Origin of the sequence: Mycolicibacterium insubricum, from assembly GCF_010731615.1 — a bacterium.
Classification (GTDB): Bacteria; Actinomycetota; Actinomycetes; order Mycobacteriales; family Mycobacteriaceae; genus Mycobacterium; species Mycobacterium insubricum.
This window is the reverse complement of record NZ_AP022618.1, coordinates 3703170-3722994: the sequence shown is the minus strand read 5'-3', so window position 1 is coordinate 3722994 and position 19825 is coordinate 3703170. Positions and strand designations below refer to the sequence as shown.

Annotated in this window: 19 protein-coding genes; 14 read left to right on the top strand and 5 right to left on the bottom strand. The window is 68.9% G+C overall.

Annotation, left to right across the window (positions count from 1 at the left end; all coding sequences use genetic code 11):
- The first annotated feature begins 109 nt into the window (after nt 1–109).
- From G6N16_RS17495 to G6N16_RS17445, 11 genes are read left to right on the top strand one after another with little or no spacing between them, the layout of a single operon-like run.
- Complete coding sequence (locus tag G6N16_RS17495; RefSeq protein WP_083033282.1) at nt 110–1852, top strand: FAD-binding protein; 1743 nt, start codon at nt 110–112, stop codon at nt 1850–1852.
- Nucleotides 1853–1883: 31 nt separating this feature from the next.
- Nucleotides 1884–3191 (top strand): LLM class flavin-dependent oxidoreductase, encoded by a 1308-nt coding sequence (locus tag G6N16_RS17490; RefSeq protein WP_083033284.1) that lies wholly within the window; start codon nt 1884–1886, stop codon nt 3189–3191.
- Between the two features lie 3 nt (nt 3192–3194).
- A complete protein-coding gene (locus G6N16_RS17485; RefSeq protein WP_083033285.1) occupies nt 3195–4013 on the top strand; it encodes a coniferyl-alcohol dehydrogenase in 819 nt (272 codons plus the stop codon).
- A gap of 11 nt (nt 4014–4024) precedes the next feature.
- Entirely contained in the window at nt 4025–5011 is a 987-nt protein-coding gene (locus G6N16_RS17480) for a cyclase family protein (RefSeq protein ID WP_083033293.1), read from the top strand.
- A 13-nt stretch (nt 5012–5024) separates the two neighbouring features.
- On the top strand, nt 5025–5621 hold the full coding sequence (locus G6N16_RS17475) for an NADPH-dependent FMN reductase (protein WP_163787915.1): 597 nt from the start codon (nt 5025–5027) through the stop codon (nt 5619–5621).
- Nucleotides 5622–6380, top strand: coding sequence for an alpha/beta fold hydrolase (locus G6N16_RS17470; RefSeq protein ID WP_083030294.1), 759 nt, complete (start codon nt 5622–5624; stop codon nt 6378–6380). It begins immediately after the preceding gene.
- A 4-nt stretch (nt 6381–6384) separates the two neighbouring features.
- Nucleotides 6385–7215 carry an alpha/beta fold hydrolase gene (locus G6N16_RS17465; protein WP_083030295.1) on the top strand — a complete coding sequence of 277 codons (831 nt, stop codon included), beginning with the start codon at nt 6385–6387 and terminating at the stop codon, nt 7213–7215.
- Between the two features lie 9 nt (nt 7216–7224).
- Nucleotides 7225–8025, top strand: coding sequence for an SDR family NAD(P)-dependent oxidoreductase (locus tag G6N16_RS17460; RefSeq protein ID WP_083030296.1), 801 nt, complete (start codon nt 7225–7227; stop codon nt 8023–8025).
- Nucleotides 8026–8081: 56 nt separating this feature from the next.
- Complete coding sequence (locus tag G6N16_RS17455; RefSeq protein ID WP_083030297.1) at nt 8082–8732, top strand: TetR/AcrR family transcriptional regulator; 651 nt, start codon at nt 8082–8084, stop codon at nt 8730–8732.
- Nucleotides 8733–8768: 36 nt separating this feature from the next.
- Nucleotides 8769–8963: a ferredoxin gene (locus G6N16_RS17450; protein WP_083030298.1), complete on the top strand. Its 195-nt coding sequence runs from the start codon at nt 8769–8771 to the stop codon at nt 8961–8963.
- A 53-nt stretch (nt 8964–9016) separates the two neighbouring features.
- The gene (locus G6N16_RS17445; RefSeq protein ID WP_083030299.1) at nt 9017–10243 is read left to right on the top strand and encodes a cytochrome P450; all 1227 of its coding nucleotides are present in this window, start codon (nt 9017–9019) and stop codon (nt 10241–10243) included.
- Between the two features lie 4 nt (nt 10244–10247).
- On the opposite strand, the gene G6N16_RS17440 is transcribed toward G6N16_RS17445, so the two are convergent.
- From G6N16_RS17440 to G6N16_RS17420, 5 genes are read right to left on the bottom strand one after another with little or no spacing between them, the layout of a single operon-like run.
- A complete protein-coding gene (locus G6N16_RS17440) occupies nt 10248–11225 on the bottom strand; it encodes an NADPH:quinone oxidoreductase family protein (RefSeq protein WP_083030300.1) in 978 nt (325 codons plus the stop codon).
- Nucleotides 11222–11848 carry a TetR/AcrR family transcriptional regulator gene (locus G6N16_RS17435; RefSeq protein WP_083030301.1) on the bottom strand — a complete coding sequence of 209 codons (627 nt, stop codon included), beginning with the start codon at nt 11846–11848 and terminating at the stop codon, nt 11222–11224. Before G6N16_RS17435 ends, G6N16_RS17440 begins: the two co-directional genes overlap by 4 nt.
- Nucleotides 11845–13155: an acyl-CoA dehydrogenase family protein gene (locus G6N16_RS17430; protein ID WP_083030302.1), complete on the bottom strand. Its 1311-nt coding sequence runs from the start codon at nt 13153–13155 to the stop codon at nt 11845–11847. Before G6N16_RS17430 ends, G6N16_RS17435 begins: the two co-directional genes overlap by 4 nt.
- Nucleotides 13156–13204: 49 nt before the next feature.
- A complete protein-coding gene (locus tag G6N16_RS17425; protein ID WP_083030303.1) occupies nt 13205–13963 on the bottom strand; it encodes an SDR family NAD(P)-dependent oxidoreductase in 759 nt (252 codons plus the stop codon).
- Nucleotides 13964–13982: 19 nt separating this feature from the next.
- Complete coding sequence (locus G6N16_RS17420) at nt 13983–15017, bottom strand: phosphotransferase family protein (RefSeq protein ID WP_083030304.1); 1035 nt, start codon at nt 15015–15017, stop codon at nt 13983–13985.
- A gap of 297 nt (nt 15018–15314) precedes the next feature.
- Here G6N16_RS17420 and G6N16_RS17415 point away from each other — a divergent pair, with 297 nt between their 5' ends.
- Genes G6N16_RS17415 through G6N16_RS17405 form a run of 3 tightly spaced genes read left to right on the top strand, consistent with a single transcriptional unit; the run spans nt 15315 to nt 19825 of the window.
- Nucleotides 15315–16487, top strand: a complete 1173-nt coding sequence (locus tag G6N16_RS17415) for an amidohydrolase family protein (protein ID WP_083030305.1) — start codon at nt 15315–15317, stop codon at nt 16485–16487.
- Nucleotides 16484–17446, top strand: a complete 963-nt coding sequence (locus G6N16_RS17410; RefSeq protein ID WP_083030306.1) for an enoyl-CoA hydratase/isomerase family protein — start codon at nt 16484–16486, stop codon at nt 17444–17446. Before G6N16_RS17415 ends, G6N16_RS17410 begins: the two co-directional genes overlap by 4 nt.
- A gap of 3 nt (nt 17447–17449) precedes the next feature.
- Nucleotides 17450–19825 carry a CaiB/BaiF CoA-transferase family protein gene (locus tag G6N16_RS17405; RefSeq protein ID WP_083030307.1) on the top strand — a complete coding sequence of 792 codons (2376 nt, stop codon included), beginning with the start codon at nt 17450–17452 and terminating at the stop codon, nt 19823–19825.

Sequence of the window (19825 nt, the reverse complement as noted above, 5' to 3'; positions counted from 1 at the left end):
CCACCCGCAGTCGAGTGTGCGTGAGGATCGCAGCGAGCACCGCAGCGAGGAACGAGCGAGGAGCGCAGCGAGGACCGGAGCGCGCAGGAGACGGCGTAGGAGACAAGGCATGAACTTCGACATGGTTGTCGACGTGCTGGTCATCGGCAGCGGAGGCGGTGGCATGACCGCCGCGCTGGCCGCCGACTCGGCCGGCCTGGACACCCTGATGGTGGAGAAGGCCGCGCACTTCGGCGGATCCACCGCACTGTCCGGCGGCGGCATCTGGGTCCCGGGCGCACCGTCGCAGCGGGCGGCCGGATACACCCCGGACCCCGACGAGACATTCGGCTACCTCAAACAGATCACCGACGGACTGGTCGACGATGAACGGCTGCGCGCCTACGTCGACGCCGCACCGAGGATGATGGAGTTCCTGGAGAACCGCAGCGACTGGCTGGCATTCGTCTGGAAGCCCGGCTACGCGGACTACTACCCGGAGCTGCCCGGCGGCTCGGCGCTGGGCAGCACCATCAACGTCGACGCGATGGACCTGCGCGACCTCGGCCCGATGGAATCGGAGCTGCTGGCACCGCTGGCACTCGCCCCGCGTGGTATCTGGTTCGGCCCCAAGGACCTTCGGCTGTTCTACCAGGTCCGGCAGAACTGGCGCGGCAAGGCGGTGCTGATCAAACTGATCTGGCGGATGGTCCGGGCCCGGGTGCTCGGCGAGCGGATGGCCGCCATCGGCCAGTCACTGGCCGCCCGGCTGCGCCTGGCACTGGCCGAACGCGGTGTGCCGCTGTGGCTGAACTCGCCGATGACCGAGCTGATCACCGATGCCGACGGCAGGGTGATCGGCGCGGTGGTGCAGTGCGACGGCGGCGACCAGCGCATCGGAGCCCGCGGCGGGGTGATCATCGCCTCCGGCGGATTCGACCACGACATGGCCTGGCGGCGCCGGGAACTGCCGGTCCTGGACCGCGTCGCCGAGGTCGCCGGCGGAGGGCACGACTGGAGCTTCGGCAACCCAGCATCACTCGGTGACGGCATCGTCGCGGGCGAAAAGGTCGGCGCAGCCACCGATCTGATGGACGAGGCCTGGTGGTTCCCGGCCATGTGCTGGCCCGACGGCCGGCTGCAGTTCATGCTCAACGAGCGGATGATGCCCGCCCAGTTCATCGTCAACGGCGCCGGGAAACGCTTCATCAACGAGGCCGCGCCCTACATGGACTTCGCGCACGCCATGATCGAGGGACAGCGCGGTGGCATCGAGCACATCCCGTGCTGGCTGATCACCGACATCGACTCCTTCCACCGCTACGTCGTCGGCGGGCACCTGCCCATCCCGAAGATCCCATTCGCACCGGTGCCCACCGGCCGCAAGGTGCCCCAGGCGTGGCTGGATTCCGGAATCGTCAAGCAGGCCGATGGTTTCGAGGAGTTGGCCGTCGCCATCGGCGTGCCACCGGAGCAACTGCGCCGCACCGCGGACCGCTTCAACGAACTCGCGCGCGCCGGACACGACGACGACTTCGACCGCGGCGACAGTGCGTATGACAACTACTACGGCGATCCGACGCTGCCCAACCCGAACCTGCACCCGCTGGGCAAGCCGCCCTATCTGGCGTTCCAGATCATCCTGGGGGATCTGGGCACCTCCGGCGGACTGCGCACCGACGCGGCGGCCCGGGTGCTGCGCGAAGACGACACCGTGATCGACGGCCTCTACGCCGTCGGCAACGCCTCGGCCCCGGTGATGGGCCGCAGCTACGCCGGCGCGGGCGCCACCATCGGACCCGCCATGACCTTCGGCTACCTCGCCGCCGTGGATATCGCCCAACGCCTCATTCCCTACGACCCATTGCCCTGAACCGGCCAAGCACCAACAAGGAGATGACCCGATGAAGATTTCGCTGTTCTACGAATTCCCACTGCCGCGGCCGTGGGGCTCCGACGACGAGCACAAGCTGTTCCAGGACGGCCTCGACGAGGTGGAGGCCGCCGACAAGGCCGGCTTCTCCACGGTGTGGCTGACCGAGCACCACTTCCTGGAGGAGTACTGCCACTCCACCGCACCGGAGATGTTCCTGGCCGCCGCCAGCCAGCGCACCAAGGACATCCGGCTCGGCTTCGGCGTCATGCACCTGCCGCCGCCGATCAACCACCCCGCCCGCATCGCCGAGCGGGTAGCCACCCTGGACCACCTGTCCAACGGGCGCGTCGAATACGGCACCGGCGAGGGCTCCTCGGTCGCCGAACTCGGCGGTTTCAACATCGACCCCGCCGACAAGCGCGCCCAGTGGGAGGAGGCCCTGGAGGTCTCCATCCGCTGCATGGTGGAGGAACCGTTCTCCGGCTTCAAGGGCGAGCACGTCGAAATGCCGGCCCGCAACGTGATCCCCAAGCCGCTGCAGAAGCCGCACCCGCCGGTGTGGGTGGCCTGCACACGGCCGGCGTCGGTACAGATGGCCGCGAGCAAGGCCATCGGCGCACTGAGTTTCGCCTACACCGGCCCGGAGGCCCTGGCCGACCGGGTCAAGGGCTACTACGACGAGTTCGAGGCCACCGGGGCCCCGGTCACCCCGGCCATCAACCCCAATATCCTGGCGATCGGCGGTGACTTGTCGATGATGGTCGCCAAGACCGACGAGGAGGCGCTGCGGCGCCTCGGCATCGGCGGCGGGTTCTTCTCGTTCGGCATCATGCACTACTACCTGACCGGCATGCACACGCCGGGCCGCACCAAGGTGTGGGAGCGCTACCAGCAGGCCGTCGCTGAGGACCCGACGCTGGCCTACGGCCCGGGCCGCGGCGCCATCGGCAGCCCCGACACCGTGCGGGAGTTCCTGCGCAGCTACGAGGCCTCCGGCGTCGACGAGATCATCTTGCTGATGAACCCGCGCAGCCACGAGGGCACCATGGAATCCATCGAGATCATGGGTAAGGAGATCCTGCCGGAGTTCATCGAACGCGATGCAAAGCACGTGGCCGACAAGGCCGTCCGGCTCGCCCCGGCCATCGAGAAGGTCGAGGCGCGCCGCACGCCGTCGGACGCCCCGCTATTCGACGAGACCTACGCCTTCGGCGGACTGCCCACCGGCCGCGACAAGTTCACCGCCGGTGAAATCCCGGAAGCGATGGCCGAGATCAACGAGGGTCGGGTCAAGGCCGCGCAGGCCGAGAAGGCAGCGCGGGAATCCGCGAGCTGAGCATTGGCCACTGAACTCGTCCGGTACGACGGCGCGCATGCCGTCGTAACCGGCGCCGCATCCGGGATCGGGGCCCGGGTCGCCGAGGCGTGCGCGCGCCTCGGGGCCCGAGTCACCGGCCTGGATCGGCAGCCCCTCGGGCCGGGTTCACCGCTGACCGAGTTCATCGGTGTCGATCTCGCCGATGCCGAATCGGTGGCTGCGGCCGCCGCGGCGGTGCCCGGCGACGTCGACGTGCTGTTCAACGTGGCCGGGGTCTCCTCGGGTATCGGTGATCCGCTGGCGGTGGTCACCATCAACTTCCTGGGCACCCGGGCGTTCACCGAGGCGCTGCTGCCCAGACTCAACCCGGGCGGTGCGATCGTCAGCGTCTCCTCCTTGGCCGCCCGCAACTACCGGGACAACGCGGCGGTGACCACCGGGCTGCTCGACACCGCCACCATGGACGACGGAATCGACTGGTGCCGCGCCAATCCCGCGGCGCTAGCCGACGGCGGCTACCGGCTGTCCAAGGAAGCCGTCATCCTGTGGGGCATGCGGCTGACCGGTCCGCTGGGTGCCCGCGACATCCGGATCAACGCAGTCGCACCCGGGGTCACCGACACCCCGATCCTCGACCAGCTGCGCAGCGCCTACGGCCCGCAGTTTCTCGACACCTTCGCCGCACCGCTGGGCCGCAACTCCGAGCCCGGCGAACAGGCCGACGTCCTGCTGTTCCTGGGCAGCCGGGCCGCCAGTTATCTGACCGGGCAGGTGATCTGGGTCGACGGCGGGATCCTGGGAGACGCGTGGGCTCGGGAACTGACAGGAGAACCGCGATGACCGCCGCGAGCATGGCCGAATTCCGTCGGGTGGCCGACGACGTCCGCAACTGGGGACGCTGGGGCGACGACGACGAACTGGGCACCCTGAACTTCATCACGCCCGACAAGGTCGCCCAGGCCGCCGCCTCGGTGCGCTCGGGCAAGATCTTCGCCCTCGGATCGGATTTCGGTTCCGGCGGGCCGCAGGGCGCCTTCCGGTTCCGCGCCAACCCGACGCACGTGATGACCGTCGACGGCGGGGATGCCGCCACCCTGGCCGAGTACGGGCCGTCCTGGTTGGCCAACCCGGTCGCCGGTGACGTCGCATCGTTCTTCGCCGACAACCCCTTCCGGTTCAACGACGACATGATCGTGATGAACCTGCAGGCCGCCTCGCAGTGGGACGCCTTCTCCCACGTGTATTACGAGGACAAGCTCTACAACGGCTTCCCGGCCGATTCGGTGACCAGCTTCGGGGCCCGGCACTGCGGCATCGACAAGGTCGACGTCAAGGGCATCACCTCCCGCGGCGTGCTGCTCGACGTCGTCGCCCACCGCGGCGCCGACACGTATCTGCCTCCGGGACAACCGATCACACCCGCCGAGCTCGACGACATCGCCCGCGCCCAGGGCGTGACCATAGAGCTCGGGGATATCGTCGTCGTGCACACCGGTTGGTGGACCCGCTTCACCGAGACCGGCGACGGCGGGGCGCCGGGTTCCGGGCTGCACTGGAGCGCCGCGTCCTGGCTGCACGATCATCGGGTCGCCGCGGTGGCCGCGGACAACCTGATGGTCGAGGACCCCGACCCGGAATCCGGCGTGGCCGGCACCTTCCTGCCGATGCACATGCTGTGCTTGCGCGACATGGGCTTGATGCTCGGCGAATACTGGGATCTCAGCGCCCTGGCCGCCGACTGCGCCTCCGACCGGCGCTACGATTTCCAGCTGATCGCACCGCCGCTCCGGGTGGTCGGTGCGGTCGGCTCACCGGTTAATCCGATTGCAATCAAATAGGAGAAGCACGAACGTGACCGAAAACAAGCGGGCCCCCCTGGTCGTCGGTATCGGCGGCACGTTGCGCGCCGACTCCTCGACCGAACGTGCGCTCAAGCACTGCCTGGACGCCGTGGAACGCCTCGGCGGGCGCACCAAGATGTACGGCGGACCGGAGCTGGACCTGCCGATGTACGCCCCGCACAACCTCGAGCGCACCCCCAAGGCGGCCGAACTGGTGGCCTCGCTGCGCGAGGCGGACGCCGTCGTCGTCGCCTCCCCGGGCTACCACGGCGCGATCTCCGGTCTGGTGAAGAACGCCCTGGACTACATCGAGGACCTGCGCAGCGACCCACGCGTCTACCTGGACAACACCCCGTGGGGGGTGATTACCTGCGCCTACGGCTGGCAGGCCGCCGTCGGCACCCTGGGCCAACTGCGGGTCATCGGCCATTCGCTGCGCGCCTGGCCCACCCCGCTGGGCGTGGCGATCAACTCCGCCGACCCGATCTGGGACGAGAGCGGAGCGCTCACGGATGCCACCGTCAGCAATCAGCTTGAGCTGCTGGCCAATCAGGTGCTGACGTTCGCCACGTCGTTCGCCGCGGCCCGGCCGGATCGGGGCGCCTAGATGCGGTTCGTCCTGGTGCACGGCGGCTTTCACGCCGCGTGGTGCTGGGATGCGACCATCGCCGAGCTGAACAAGCTCGGCCACGACGCGGTAGCGGTGGATCTGCCCGGTCACGGCGCCCGAGTCGATGAGGAATCCACCCTGGCCAACCGCACCGAGGCGATCACCACCGTGATGGAGCCCCGAGATGTGCTGGTCGGGCACTCCGGGGGCGGTTTCGACATGACCCTGGCCGCCGATGCCGCACCGGATCTGGTGTCGCATCTGGTCTACCTGGCCGCCGCGCTGCCGCGGGAGGGCCGCACGTACCCCGAGGCGATGGCGATGCGCGACCACGAAGACGGTGAGTTCGACGCCGACACCGGCGAGATGCTCGGCTACCTGCACTTCGACTCCGACGGCGCGATGACGTTCGCCGACTTCGACGGCGCGTGGCGCTACTTCTACCATGACTGCGACGAGGCCACCGCCCGGTGGGCGTTCGAGCGGCTGGGCCCGGAACGATTCGGCGACACCACGATCACCCCGGTGTCCATCTCGCGGTTCTGGGACGCCGACCTGCCGCGGAGCTTCATCGTCTGCGAACAGGACCGGTCCATGCCGCGCTGGCTGGCCGACACCGTGGCCCGTCGGCTGGGCGTGGAGCAACTGTCCATCGACACTTCGCACTCACCGTTTCTGAGCCGGCCGGCCGAGCTGGCCGCGCTGCTGGTCCACGCCACCACCACCCGGCCCGTCGGGCCGCTGATCCCGAACTGAGCCCATGAGCGATATCGCGTACTCGAGGATCGTCGTCGACGGCCTGACCACCGGCTACCTGGAGGCCGGATCCGGGGACCCGGTGATCCTGCTGCACGGCGGCGAATTCGGCGCCAGCGCCCCGATCGGCTGGTCGGAGCTGATTCCCGCACTCGCACAGCACTTCCGGGTGATCGCCCCGGACCAGCTCGGCTACGGCGAATCGGCGAAGGTACTGGACTTCGTGGACGGCCGCGGTATGCGGATCCGGCACATCGCCGCTTTCACCCGGGCTCTCGGTATCGAGTCGGCGGCCTTCGTCGGCAACTCGATGGGGGCGATCAACCTGCTGGTCGACGCCACCGGCGAGACGCCGGTGCTGCCGATGAACGCTCTGGTGGCCATCTGCGGTGGCGGGGAGATCCAGCGCAACGAACACATGGCGGCGCTGTATGACTACGACGCCACCTTCGACTCCATGCGGCGCATCGTCACCGCGTTGTTCGCCGACCCGGCGTACGCGGCCGACGACGCCCTGGTGGCCCGGCGCCACGAATCGGCGACGCTGCCCGGCGCGTGGGAGGCCATCGCCGCGGCCCGGTTCCGCCGCCCGGGCGCCGAGCCGGCCCCGCCGGTATCCAGTGCTCGTGACTACCAACGGATTTCGGTGCCGACGCTGATCGTCGAGGGTGGCGCGGACAAGCTGCTGCCGGCCGGCTGGGCGGCCGAGATCGCCGCGCAGATCCCCGGTGCCCGCTCGGCCGTCGTGCCGGACGCCGGGCACTGCCCGCAGATCGAACGGCCCGACGCCGTCGCCGGGCTGCTGATCGACTTCCTCACCGAGCAGAGTAGATAGGACGCGCACATGGCAGGCGAATTGGAGGGCAAGGTCGCGGTGGTGACCGGTGGCGCCGCCGGGCTGGGCCGCGGCATTGCCGAGCGCTTGGCGGCCGAGGGCGCCCAGGTCGCCATCGGGGACGTCACCGAACCCGACGATCTACCGGAGGGTGCGCTGTTCCTGCGCACCGACGTCGCCGACATCGAGCAGGTGGGCGCCCTGGTGCAGTTGGCGATCACGGAATTCGGCGGCCTGGACATCATGGTCAACAATGCCGGGGTGTCGGGCACCATGCACCGGCGGTTCCTCGACGACGACCTGGCCGACTTCCACCAGGTGATGGCGGTAAACGTGCTCGGCGTGATGGCCGGTACCCGCGACGCCGCGCGGTACATGGCCGAACACGGCGGCGGCTCGATCATCAACCTGACCTCCATCGGCGGCATCCAGGCCGGCGGGGGAGTGCAGACCTACCGGGCGTCGAAGGCCGCGGTGATCCAGTTCACCAAGTCCGCCGCCATCGAGCTGGCCCGCCACGAGATCCGGGTCAACGCGATCGCACCGGGCAATATCCGGACCGCCATCGTCAGCAAGTCGGCCGCGGGTGCCGACCGGGAGCGACTGGAGGCCTTCGAAGCCGGTATCCGGGCGCAGATGCGCGCCGACCGCCCGCTCAAGCGGGAGGGCACGGTGGAGGATGTCGCCGAGGCCGTGGTGTACCTGGCCGGTGACCGGTCGGCCTACATCACCGGCACGGTGCTGCCGATCGACGGCGGGACGGTCGCCGGCAAGGTGATCCGCAGCTCCAAACCCGACCAGGCGGGGTAGACAGAATTTAAGTCAATCACTTGACTTAAATTGCGCGGATTGCTTCACTGGATGACATGGCCACCTCGACCGTTCGTCGTGACCGCGCCGACGCGACGCGGGAGGCGATCCTGGCCGCCGCCGAGCGGCTCTTCGCCGAGGACGGCATCGCGGCGGTGTCCAACCGGCAGATCAGCGAGGCGGCGGGCTGCGGCAACAACACCGCCGTGGGCTACCACTTCGGCACCAAGGCCGACCTGATCCGGGCCATCGTGCGCCGGCACAACGAGGCCGTCGAGCGGATCTGCCAGCAGATGGTGGACGGCCTCGGGCCCGACGCCACGCTGCGGGACTGGGTGAGCGCGCTGGTCTATCCGCTGGCCCGCTACCTGACCGAACTGGGGGAGCCCAGCTGGTACGCCCGGTTCTCCGCCCAGCTGATGCCCGACCCCGCCCACCGCGACATCGCCTCGGCCGAATCGCTGACCTCGCCGGCCGTGCTGCGGATGATCGAAGGACTGCGCGGAGCCCTGCCCGGATTTTCCGAAGAGGTTCGGGTGGAACGCAATACGATGGCGCGGCACCTCATCGTGGCGATGTTCGCCGACCGGGAGCGGGCGGTGGCCGCCGGGCAGCCGACGCCGCACGCCGACTGGGATTCCACGGCCGCCGCCGTGACCGATGCCATCACCGGGATGCTGTCGGCCCCGGTCTCCGCTGCTCCCTAGTCACCAGCCCAGCCCGATCCAGCCCGAGGACACGCCATGAAGGTAACCGTCGACCAGAGCCGCTGCGTTTCCAGCGGCAACTGCGTACTCAACGACCCGGAGGTCTTCGACCAGGACGACGACGCCGGCGTGGTCGTGCTGCTGGACCCCCACCCGTCGGCCGAACACGCCGCCGCCGTGCACGCCGCGGCCCTGGCCTGCCCGGGCCGCGCCATCGCAGTGACCGACTGACCGCCGTCGTCAACACCCAGCCCACGGATTGACCTACCCGCAAAGGACCCGCCATGACCGAAACCGTCACTCGCACCGACATTCCCGAGTACCCGATGGAGCGCGACCGTACCTGTCCGTTCTCCCCGCCCCCGCAGATGCTCGCCCTGGGCGACGAGGCGCCGCTGACCCAGGTGCGGATCTGGGACGGCAGCACCCCGTGGCTGGTCACCGGCTATGACACGGCACGCTCGCTGTTCGCCGACTCGCGGATCAGCGTCGACGACCGCAAGCCCGGCTTCCCGCACTGGAACGAGCACATGCTGGCCACCGTCGACAAGCGGCCGCGCTCGGTGTTCACCTCCGACGCCGAGGAGCACACCCGCTTCCGCCGGATGCTGTCCAAGCCGTTCACCTTCAAGCGGGTGGAGGGCCTGCGCCCGATCATCCAGCAGGTGACCGACGAATGCATCGACGCCATGCTGGCCGCCGGTCCGCCCGCCGATATCGTCAGCCAGATCGCACTGCCGGTCCCGACCCGGGTGATCAGCGAAATGCTCGGCGTCCCTTACGAAGACCACGAGTTCTTCCAGGAGCACGCCAACGCCGGGCTGGCCCGGTTCGCCGCGGCCGACGCCATGCAGAAGGGTGCGATGAGCCTGCACCAGTACCTGATCGACCTGGTCGAGGAGAAGCAGGCCAACCCGGCCGAGGACGCGGTGTCCGACCTGGCCGAGCGGGTCACCGCAGGGGAGATCAGCGTGAAGGAGGCCGCCCAGCTGGGCACCGGGCTGCTGATCGCCGGGCACGAGACCACCGCCAACATGATCGGCATCGGTGTGCTGGCGCTGCTGGAGAACCCCGAGCAGGCCGACCTGTTGCGCAACACCGACGACCCGAAGGTGATCGCCAACGCCGTCGAGGAGCTGATGCGGTACCTGTCCATCATCCAGAATGGCCAGCGCCGGATCGCGGTGGAGGACATCGAGATCGACGGGGTGACGATCAAGGCCGGCGACGGCGTCATCCTCGATCTGGCCCCGGCCGACTGGGACGGTGCGACGTTCGCCCACCCGGATCGGCTGCAGCTGGACCGGGAGAACGCCAATCATCACTTGGCCTTCGGCTACGGCCGGCACCAGTGCGTCGGCCAGCAGCTGGCCCGCGCCGAGATGCAGATCGTCTTCCACACCTTGCTCCGCCGGATCCCGACGATGCGCCTGGCCATCCCGCTCGACGAGGTGGACTTCAAGGACGACCGGCTGGCCTACGGCGTCTACAGCCTGCCGGTCACCTGGTAGCCCCTCAGCGCATCTCGATGAGCACCTTGCCCAGGGCGCGGCGATCGGCGACCAAGCGGATCGCCGCCCCGGCCTCGGCCAGCGGGAACCGGGCACCGATGTAGGGGCCGACCCGGCCCGCGGCGAACATCTCGTGCAGCTCGGCGGTATCGCGCAGCGCGGCCTCGGGGTGGTCGGTGAAGAACGTCCGGATCTCCATGCCGCGCACCGTGATGCCCTTGAGCAACACCAGATTCAGCGGGATCGACGGGATCTGCCCGGACGCGTAGCCGAGGGTGACGAACACCCCGCCGCGGCCCAGGGCACGCAACGCCGGTTCTGAGTAGTGCCCACCCACCGGGTCGAGCACGACGTCGGCGCCGCGGCCGTCGGTGGCGGCCTTGATCGCATCGCGCAGGTTCTGCCGGTCGTAGTCGACGACGGTGTGCGCGCCGCGCCGGGAACACAGCGCCAGCTTCTCCGCCGACGCCGCCGCCGCGATCACCCGCGCGCCCATCGCCACGGCCAGATCCACCGCCGCCAGACCCACACCGCCGGCCGCACCGAGCACCACCACGGTGTCCTTCGCCTTGACCTCGGCAACAGAGCGAAGCGCGAAATACGCCGTGCGGTAGGTGACGCCGAAGGCCGCGGCCGCGTCCAACCCGATGCCCTCGGGCACCCGGGTCACCGCCCGCGCGTCGATCACCACGTACTCGGCGAACGCCCCGACCAGCAGCGACCCGGAAACCCGGTCCCCGGGCCGATATTCGGTGACCCCGGCGCCGAGCGCGGTGACCTCGCCGGCGAACTCACTGCCCGGCGTGAACGGCGGGGGCACCGCCACCTGGTACCCACCGGAGAGGAACAGCACATCCGGGAAGTTCACCGCGGCCGCGGCCACCCGCACCAGTAGTTGACCGGGTCCGGGCTCGGGTTCGGCCACCTCGGTCAGCACCAGGTCTTCCGGCGGACCGAACTCCAGGCAGCGGATCGCCCTCATCTTTCGCCTCCGGCAACGGTTCTGCGGTCCGCCCCGACCCCGCGCAGGCAGAACCGGACCAGCGCGGCGATGTCGTCGACAGTGGGCCGCACCGCCGAGCCGACGTAGCGGCGCATGGTCGCGGCGGTGAGGGTGAAGACGGCGTCGACCTCGTGTCCTCCGCCGCCGAGCGCGGTCACCGGCGCGGTCAGCAGGTCGCGCATCGGGTCCATGATCGCGTCGGCACCACCGCTGCCCTCGGGCAACTGGCCGGCCACCGCGCGGCTCATGCTGATCAGGTGCGGATCGGCGACCTGGGCCAGCGCACCCTCGATCCAGCGGGCGATCTGATCGGCCGGATCAGACTCCTTGGCCATCTGGTGCTCCAAATAGGAGACGATGATCGCGACGCCACGTTCCAGCACCGCCAGCAGCAGATCGTCCTTGCCGGCGAAGTAGCGGTAGAACGCCTTGCGTGACACCCCGGCCTCTACGGTGATGTCGGTGACCGTCGGGGCCTCCGGGGCGCAGCGGTCCATCACCCGCACCGCCGCGGCCAGGATCCGCTCCACCTCCTCGCCGGCCGCGCGGTGGCGTTCGTCGAGGGCGCGCTCGACGGCCGCCGCGGCGCGGGTGGCAGTCACCGGGGCGACCCGGGCAGCGCCGGGATCTCGGTCAGCCGGCCCTGGTACTTGAGCCTCGCGGCCTCGACCCGGCGCTCCAGGAACTCACTGGGCCATTCCGGATCCTCGGGCTGGTAACCGCGCAGGATCATCTTGGCCAGGTTGACCTTGTGCGCCTCGGTCGGCCCGTCCGCCAGCCCCAGTGCGATGCCGCCGAGCACCACAGTGGTCAGCGGCAACTGGTCGGTCAGGCCCATGGCGCCGTGCACCTGGATGGCGCGCAGACCGATCGACTTCAGCACCGAGGACGCCAGGATCTTGCAGACGCCGATCTCCTTGCGGGCGGCGTGCTCACCGGCGGTGTCGATGAGCCAGGCGGTGTGCAGCACGGTGAGCCGGAACTGCAGCAGCTCGGCGTAGGAGTCAGCGATGAACGCCTGGACGAGTTGTTTGTCGGCCAGCGAACTACCTTGGGTGTACCGGCTTTTCGCGCGATGGGCCATCATGTCGAGAGCCCGCTGGGCGACGCCGATCGACCGCATGGCGTGGTGGATGCGGCCACCGGCAAGGCGGGCCTGCAGGATCTCGAAGCCGTGGCCGGGTTCGCCGAGCATCGCCGAGGCGGGCAGTCGGACGTCCTCGTAGCGGATCAGCGAGTGCCCGGCCTCGTGCGGCAGCGACCCGGCCAGCTGGTGGGTGGCGACGATCTCGACACCGGGAGTGCCGGCCGGGATCAGGAAGGTCGACGCGCCGCGGTGCACCGGCACTTCCGCGTCGGTGATGGCGACGACGATGAAGAACGACGCCACCGTGGCGTTGGAGGAGAAGTACTTGACGCCGTTGAGCACCCAGTCGTCCCCGTCGCGCACCGCGGCGGTGGTGAACACCCGCGGATCCGAACCGCCCTGGGGCTCGGTCATCGAGAAGCAGGAGAAGATCTCCCCGGACAGCAGGCCGGCGAGGTAGGTGTCCTTCTGTTCCCGGGTGCCGAAGCGGGCCAGGATCTCGGCGTTGCCGGTGTCGGGGGCCTGGGTGCCGAACACGATCGGCGCCCAGGAGCTGCGGCCCAGGATCTCGTTGATCAGCGTCAGCTTGACCGCGCCGAATCCCTGCCCGCCCAGTTCCGGACCCAGATGCGGGGCCCACAGGCCGCGGTCGCGGACCTGCTGTTTGAGCGGGTCGACGATCGGCCGGCGAACCTCGTCCAGCGGCAGGAACTCACAACCCGGGAACGCCACCTCGAGCGGCTCGACCTCTTCGGCCACGAACGTGCGGATCCACTCCAGCTGCTCTTCGAATTCGGGTTCGGTGCTGAAATCCCAGGCCATGTCGGTGTTCTCCTTCGTGTGCGTCCGGTGGCGGCGGAGCGGTAGCAGATCAGGGTGGGCCGCCGTCGACCCGCAGGATCGATCCGGTGGTGTAGCTGGACGCGTCGGACATCAGAAACAGCGCAGCGCCGACGATCTCGGGTGGATTCCCGGCGCGCTGCAGCGCGAAGTGGCCGAACGGATTGGCGTCACCGAAGTTCCAGGCCTTGCTGATGTCGGTGAGAAACGGCCCGGGCATCAGCGTGTTGACCCGGACCTTCGGCCCGAATGCCTGGGCCAGCGCCTCTCCCATCACGTTGAGTCCGGCCTTGGACGCCGCGTACGGGATGAACGACGGGTGCGGACGCAGCGAGCCGTGCGTGCTGACGTTGATGATCGAGCCGCCGTCGGCGGCCATCATCTTTTCCCCGATCAGGGCCGACAGGCGAAACGGGCCCTTCAGATTGAGGTTGACCACGGCGTCGAACATCTTCTCGGTGACGTCGGTCTGGTGTTCGTAGACCGGGGACATGCCGGCGTTGTTGACCAGCACGTCGACGGTGCCGAATCGCCGGTACACCGCGTCGACCAGACCCGGGAGCTCGTCCCAGTGCCCGACGTGCACCGCGTACGGCATGGCGGTACGGCCGGTTTCGGCCTCGATCTCGGCGGCGGTGGCCTGGCAGGCGTCCAGCTTGCGGCTGGCGATGACGACATCGGCGCCGCAGCGGGCGGCGGCGAACGCCATCTCGCGGCCCAGGCCGCGACTGCCGCCGGTGACCAGAACCACCTTTCCGGACAGGTCGAACAGTTCCTGTGCGAATCCCATCTCAGCCCTCCGATCCATGTCAGGCCGCCGCCCCGGCGAGCCCGGCGGCGGTGCGCATGAGTTCCAGCACCATGGGTCCCATGGCGGCGGCCACCTGCGGGTCCACCCGGTTACCCGGCTGCCGCGAGGCGGCGTAGGTCTTCTCCAGCATGATGCCCAGCTTCCAGTTCGCCAGCACCAGGTAGTAGTCGATGTTCTCGGTGGAGCGACCGCTGACCGTCTCGTAATGCGCCAGCAGCTCACTGCGTTTCGGCATCCCGGTCATGTCCAGGTAGTAACCGTCGCCGGCGGGCTCCTCGCCGTCGTAACCCAGCAGGCACCAGCCCAGGTCCAGCAGCGGGTCACCGATGGTGGTCATCTCCCAGTCGACGACGGCCGCCAGCCTGGCCGGGGCGCCGTGGGCGAACATGACGTTGGCGAACTGGTAATCCCCGTGCATGATGCCCGGTGTGTAGCTCGCCGGGCGGTTGGCGCGCAGCCAGTCCGCGGCGATGTCGAGCCCGGGCAGCTCCCGGCACCGGTAGGCCGACAGGAAGTCGAGCCAGCGGTCCACCTGCCGTTCGTGGAAGCCCTCGGGGCGGCCGAAACCTTCCAGGCCCCGGGCCTGCCAGTTGACCGAGCCCAGCAGCGCGGCGCCCTCGACGAGCTGGAAGGCAAGCTCGCGCCGGGCGTCGAGGTCGGTGTCGAACGGTGGTTGCCAGCCGCCGTTCATCGGGCTCCAGCCGTCGATATCGGCCATCACGTAACACGGGGTGCCCAGGACCGAGCCGTCGTCGGCGGCGATCAGCTCGGCGTGCGGGACGCCGGTGCCCGCCAGTGCCCGGACCAGCCGGATCTCACGACCAAGCCCGCGCAGCCGCTCGCCATCGGCCTGCGGCCCGGGCATCCGCAGCACCATCGACGCGTCCCCGCGCCGGATCCGGAACAGGGTGTTCTGCGACCCGCCGCTGAGCAGCTCGGCGACCGCGGGTTCGCCGGTTCCCGGTGCGCCGGCGGAGTCCAGCCAACGGGTCAGCGCGGCGCAATCGGGGGCCTGTGGGGTCACACGTGGCATATCGCACTCCTTGGTTTCCTTGTGGAGACTATCAGTCTCTGACTGGAAACCAAGAGGATCGGCAGAATTGCCGACGGGACCGGGTCCCTGGAGCGTCCGGTGCGGCGTGGGGCGACCGGGCGGCATCCGTAGAGAATCCACTCTCGAAAACCGAGAACATCATTTCCGCAGCACTCGGCCCCCGACCGCAGTGCCGGATACCCGCATTGACTGTCCTCGCCGGTCCACGGCTGATAACGTCATTACCAGTGTCGGTGCACCGCGTTCGGGTGCCGGCGCGCCAAAGGAGGGTCAACGATGTCCACACAGTCCACCGCCGCGACGCTGTATCCCCCCGGTGGGTTCGGCGCGCCCAAGGACCGGCGCGGCCACGCCACCGGAAACTTCGGGCTGCCGGCCGGGACCCAGGTATTCTCGGCCGACAATCACATCTCGGTCGCCGACGACATCTTCTACGAACGGTTCCCCGACGACCTCAAGGCCGCCGCGCCGCGGATCTGGTACGAGGACGGCGCCTACATGGTGGGCATGAAGGGCAAGTCCTGGGTCGGCGGCGACTTCGGCCGGGTGCTCATGCAGTACGACGACCTCGCCGGCGCGGCATCGAACAACATCGAGGCCCGCATCCGGGAACTGCACGAAGACGGCATCGAGAAGGAACTCGCATTCCCCAACGCGGTGCTGGCGCTGTTTCACTACCCGGACAAGGGGATCCGTGAGCGGGTCTTCCGCATCTACAACGAACACATCGCCGACCTGCAGGAACGGTCCAACGGTCACTTCTACGGCGTCGGCCTGATCAACTGGTGGGACCCCAAGGGCACCCGCAGCACGCTGGCCGAGCTCAAATCGTTGGGGCTCAAGACCTTCCTGCTACCGCTGAACCCGGGCAAGGACGACGAGGGCAACATCTACGACTTCGGCGCCCGCTCGATGGACCCGGTGTGGGACGAGATCGAGGACGCCGGGCTGCCGGTCACCCATCACATCGGTGAGACCCCGCCGAAGACACCCTGCGAGAACAACAGCGTGGTGGTCGGCATGATGGTCAACGTCGATTCGTTCCGCGAGCAGTTCGCCAAGTACCTGTTCTCCGGCATCCTGGACCGCCACCCCAGCCTGCAGGTGGGCTGGTTCGAGGGCGGAATCGCCTGGGTGCCAACCGCATTGCAGGACGCCGAACACCTGCTGGCCTCCTATCAGCACATGTTCAACCACACCCTCGAGCATGACATCCGCTACTACTGGGACACCCACATGAGCGCGTCGTTCATGGTGGATCCGCTCGGCCTGCGCCTCATCGACGAGATCGGGGTGGACAAGGTGATGTGGTCGAGCGACTACCCGCACAACGAAAGCACCTGGGGGTACTCGGAGAAGTCGCTGGCAACCGTCGTAGAGGCCGTTGGGCCCGATGACGCCGCCAAGATCGTGTCCACCAACGTGCAGAAGTTCCTGGGGATCGCGTGACGCCACAGCGACCCACCCCCGAACAGATCATCCGCTACGAGAAGGACCCGAAGACCAAGATCGCGACCATCACCTTCGACCGCCCGGAGTTCCTCAACGCGCCGACGTCGATGGCCCGGCTGCGCTATGCCGACGTGCTGCGCGCGGCCAACGCCGACAACGACGTCAAGGTGGTCATCATCCGCGGCGTCGGGGACAACCTCGGCAGCGGCGCCGACCTGCCGGAGTTCATGGAGGGCAACGACAATCCGGCGGCCCGGCTAGCCGAACTGCGCCTCGAAGATGACGGTGTCGGCGAGGTGACCTACCCGCCGAAGGGCACCTTCCGCAACGGAGCCACCATCAGCGCGTGGTACGCGAACTCCCAAGCGGGCAACCGGGCGCTGCAGGACTTCAAGAAGATCAGCATCGTGGAGGCCAAGGGCTACTGCTACGGCTGGCACTTCTACCAGTGCGCCGACGCCGACCTGGTGATCTCCAGCGACGACGCGCTGTTCGGGCACCCCTCGTTCCGCTATCACGGCTGGGGCCCACGGATGTGGACCTGGGTGCAGATGATGGGCCTGCGCAAGTTCCAGGAGATGGTCTTCACCGGACGGCCGTTCACCGCCGCCGAGATGTACGACTGCAACTTCCTGAACAAGGTCGTGCCCCGCGATCAGTTGGCGGACGAGGTCGCCAAGTACGCGCTGGCGTGCGCCCGGAACCGGCCGGTGGACACCGTCTTTCAGCAGAAGATGTTCTTCGAGATCTTCAAGCAGCAGCAGGGCGAGTACATGGGCAGCCTGCTGTCCGCGTTCTTCGAGTCGATGGGCAACGGGGTCGCCAACGACAGCGACGACGACCTGGACATGTTCGAGTCGATCGACTCCGGCCTGTCGGCCGCCGTCAACGACAACGACAGTAAGTTCCCGCCGGACTTCCGGCTGAGCAAGAAGAACCGGGCCAAACCCGACTGACCGATGACCCCACCACTGCACGGATACACCGTCGTCGACCTCTCCAGCGGCATCGCCGGCGGCTACGCCACCAAGATCCTCGCCGACGGCGGCGCCGACGTGATCAAGGTCGAAGCACCCGAGGGTGACCCGCTGCGGGGCTGGTCGGCCTCGGGTGCGGCGATCCCCGAGGGCCGCGACGGTGCGCTATTTCGCTTCCTGGCCGGCGGCAAGCGCTCGGTGCTCGCCGATGATCCGGAGCAGATCCAGCCGCTGTTGGCCGGTGCCGACGCCGTCATCTGGTCACCGGAATCGGCACTGGCCCAGCAGATCTCACCGGCCGATCTGTGGCAGCGGTACCCGCACCTGATTGTCACGGCCATCACCGACTTCGGTCTCGACGGCCCGTGGCACGACCGCCCGGCCACCGAATTCACCCTGCAGGCACTGTCCGGCGGGGCCATCGGCATCGGCCGCGGCACCCAGGACCGGGCGCCGGTGTCGATCGGCGGTCAAGTCGGCGACTGGCTGGCCGGCGCCTACGCGGCGGGACTGACGCTGGCGCTGCGGGCCCGGTCGCTGCGCGACGGCCGCGGCGAGCTGATCGACCTGTCCAAACTGGAAACCCAGGTGCTGGGACTGACCTACTACCCGGTGACCTACTTCCAGATGCTGGGCCACCCGTGGCGCACCGAACGCCGCCCGACGGTGCCCGGCATCGCCGAGGCTGCCGACGGCCTGGTGGCACTCGGCTGCGGTACCGCCCAGCAGTGGTGGGACCTGTGCGCGATGTCGGGGCACCAGGAGTGGATCGACGAGGCAGGCGAGCTGACCATCACCGAGCAGGCCAACCTGCACGCCGACGAGCTCTACGCCTGGCTGCGGGAACAGAACGTCGACGACGTCCGCGAGCTGGCGTCGGCCTTCCGGATTCCCAACTCCCCGGTCGGCAACGGGCAGAACGTCACCGCCATGGACCACTACCTGGCGCGGGAGTCTTTCGTGGCCAACCCCGACGGTTTCGTCGCACCCGCGCCGCCGTACCGGTTCACCCCGCCGCTGCTGGAGCCGCCGGCACCCGCTCCGCGACTGGGCGCCGACACGGGTTTGATTGCGGCCCCACCGCCGCACGCCGAGCCGCCCGGCAGCCCGCCCGTCGGGGACCGCCTCCCGTTGTCCGGGTTGCGGGTGCTGGACATGACGACGTTCTGGGCCGGGCCGTCGTGCACGCACCTGCTCGCCATGCTCGGCGCCGAGGTGATCCACCTGGAATCCACCCAGCGCCCCGACGGCACCCGGCTGATCGCCGGAATCCCGGCCAGTGTCGAGCAGTGGTGGGAACGCTCACCGATCTTCAGCGCGCTCAACACCAACAAGCGCGGGCTGACCCTGGATTTCCAGACCGCCGCCGGCCGCGACGTGCTGCGCCGGCTGATCCCCACCTGCGATGTGGTGGTGGAGAACTTCACCCCGCGGGTGATCGAGTCCATCGGCCTGGACTTCGACGCACTGCGTGAACTGCGCGAGGACATCATCATGCTGCGCATGCCCGGCTTCGGCCTGGATGGCCCGTGGCGCGACAACCCGGCGTTCGCCTACATCATCGAGGACGCCACCGGCCTGAGCTGGCTCACCGGCTTTCCCGACCGCACCCCGTTCGAGCCTTACTCGGTGGGCGACCCCAACGCCGGAATCCACGCCTTCAACGGTCTGCTGCTGGCACTGGAACACCGGCGCCGGACCGGCCACGGCGTGCTGGTGGAGGCGGCGATGGTCGACGCCGCGCTCAACATCGCCGCCGAGCAGGTCATCGAATACTCGGCCTACGGCGCGCTGCTGGACCGCGACGGCAACCGCGGCCCCACCGCCGCACCGCAGAACATCTACCGCAGCAACGAGATCGACGAATTCGGCCGCGACGACAGCTGGGTGGCCATCGCCGTCGCCACCGACGGGCAGTGGGCGGCTCTGTGCACGGCGCTGGGCGATCCGGCGTGGGCGCAGCGATCCTGGGACGCGGCGCAGCGCCGAGCGCACCACGACCTCATCGACGAGCGGCTGGGCGCCTGGTGCCGGGCCCGCTCGGGTAAGCAGATCGTGGAAACCCTTTGGCCGGCCGGTGTTCCGGTGGCCAAGGTGATGCAACCGCACCGGCAGACCGAGCTGGAACAGTTGACCCACCGCGGGTTCTTCCAGCAGGTCGGGCACCCGGTCAACGACACCGCCCCGCACAGCACGTTGCCGGCGGTGCTGGCCGACGGGCCCGAGAGCCTGCACCGCAGCCCCGCGCCGCTACTCGGTGAACACAACCACCAACTGCTGACCGAGCTGGGGCTGTCCGCCGACGAGATCGCCGCGCTGGAGGCCGACGGCGTCATCGGCACCGCGATCCGGCGGTAA

What these genes read in the sequence shown, in the direction of transcription:
- G6N16_RS17495 (WP_083033282.1), top strand. Translation starts at nt 110, where the DNA reads ATGAACTTCGACATGGTTGTCGACGTGCTGGTCATCGGCAGCGGAGGC.
- G6N16_RS17490 (WP_083033284.1), top strand. Translation starts at nt 1,884, where the DNA reads ATGAAGATTTCGCTGTTCTACGAATTCCCACTGCCGCGGCCGTGGGGC.
- G6N16_RS17480 (WP_083033293.1), top strand. Translation starts at nt 4,025, where the DNA reads ATGGCCGAATTCCGTCGGGTGGCCGACGACGTCCGCAACTGGGGACGC.
- G6N16_RS17470 (WP_083030294.1), top strand. Translation starts at nt 5,622, where the DNA reads ATGCGGTTCGTCCTGGTGCACGGCGGCTTTCACGCCGCGTGGTGCTGG.
- G6N16_RS17465 (WP_083030295.1), top strand. Translation starts at nt 6,385, where the DNA reads ATGAGCGATATCGCGTACTCGAGGATCGTCGTCGACGGCCTGACCACC.
- G6N16_RS17460 (WP_083030296.1), top strand. Translation starts at nt 7,225, where the DNA reads ATGGCAGGCGAATTGGAGGGCAAGGTCGCGGTGGTGACCGGTGGCGCC.
- G6N16_RS17455 (WP_083030297.1), top strand. Translation starts at nt 8,082, where the DNA reads ATGGCCACCTCGACCGTTCGTCGTGACCGCGCCGACGCGACGCGGGAG.
- G6N16_RS17450 (WP_083030298.1), top strand. Translation starts at nt 8,769, where the DNA reads ATGAAGGTAACCGTCGACCAGAGCCGCTGCGTTTCCAGCGGCAACTGC.
- G6N16_RS17445 (WP_083030299.1), top strand. Translation starts at nt 9,017, where the DNA reads ATGACCGAAACCGTCACTCGCACCGACATTCCCGAGTACCCGATGGAG.
- G6N16_RS17440 (WP_083030300.1), bottom strand. Translation starts at nt 11,225, where the DNA reads ATGAGGGCGATCCGCTGCCTGGAGTTCGGTCCGCCGGAAGACCTGGTG.
- G6N16_RS17430 (WP_083030302.1), bottom strand. Translation starts at nt 13,155, where the DNA reads ATGGCCTGGGATTTCAGCACCGAACCCGAATTCGAAGAGCAGCTGGAG.
- G6N16_RS17425 (WP_083030303.1), bottom strand. Translation starts at nt 13,963, where the DNA reads ATGGGATTCGCACAGGAACTGTTCGACCTGTCCGGAAAGGTGGTTCTG.
- G6N16_RS17420 (WP_083030304.1), bottom strand. Translation starts at nt 15,017, where the DNA reads ATGCCACGTGTGACCCCACAGGCCCCCGATTGCGCCGCGCTGACCCGT.
- G6N16_RS17415 (WP_083030305.1), top strand. Translation starts at nt 15,315, where the DNA reads ATGTCCACACAGTCCACCGCCGCGACGCTGTATCCCCCCGGTGGGTTC.
- G6N16_RS17405 (WP_083030307.1), top strand. Translation starts at nt 17,450, where the DNA reads ATGACCCCACCACTGCACGGATACACCGTCGTCGACCTCTCCAGCGGC.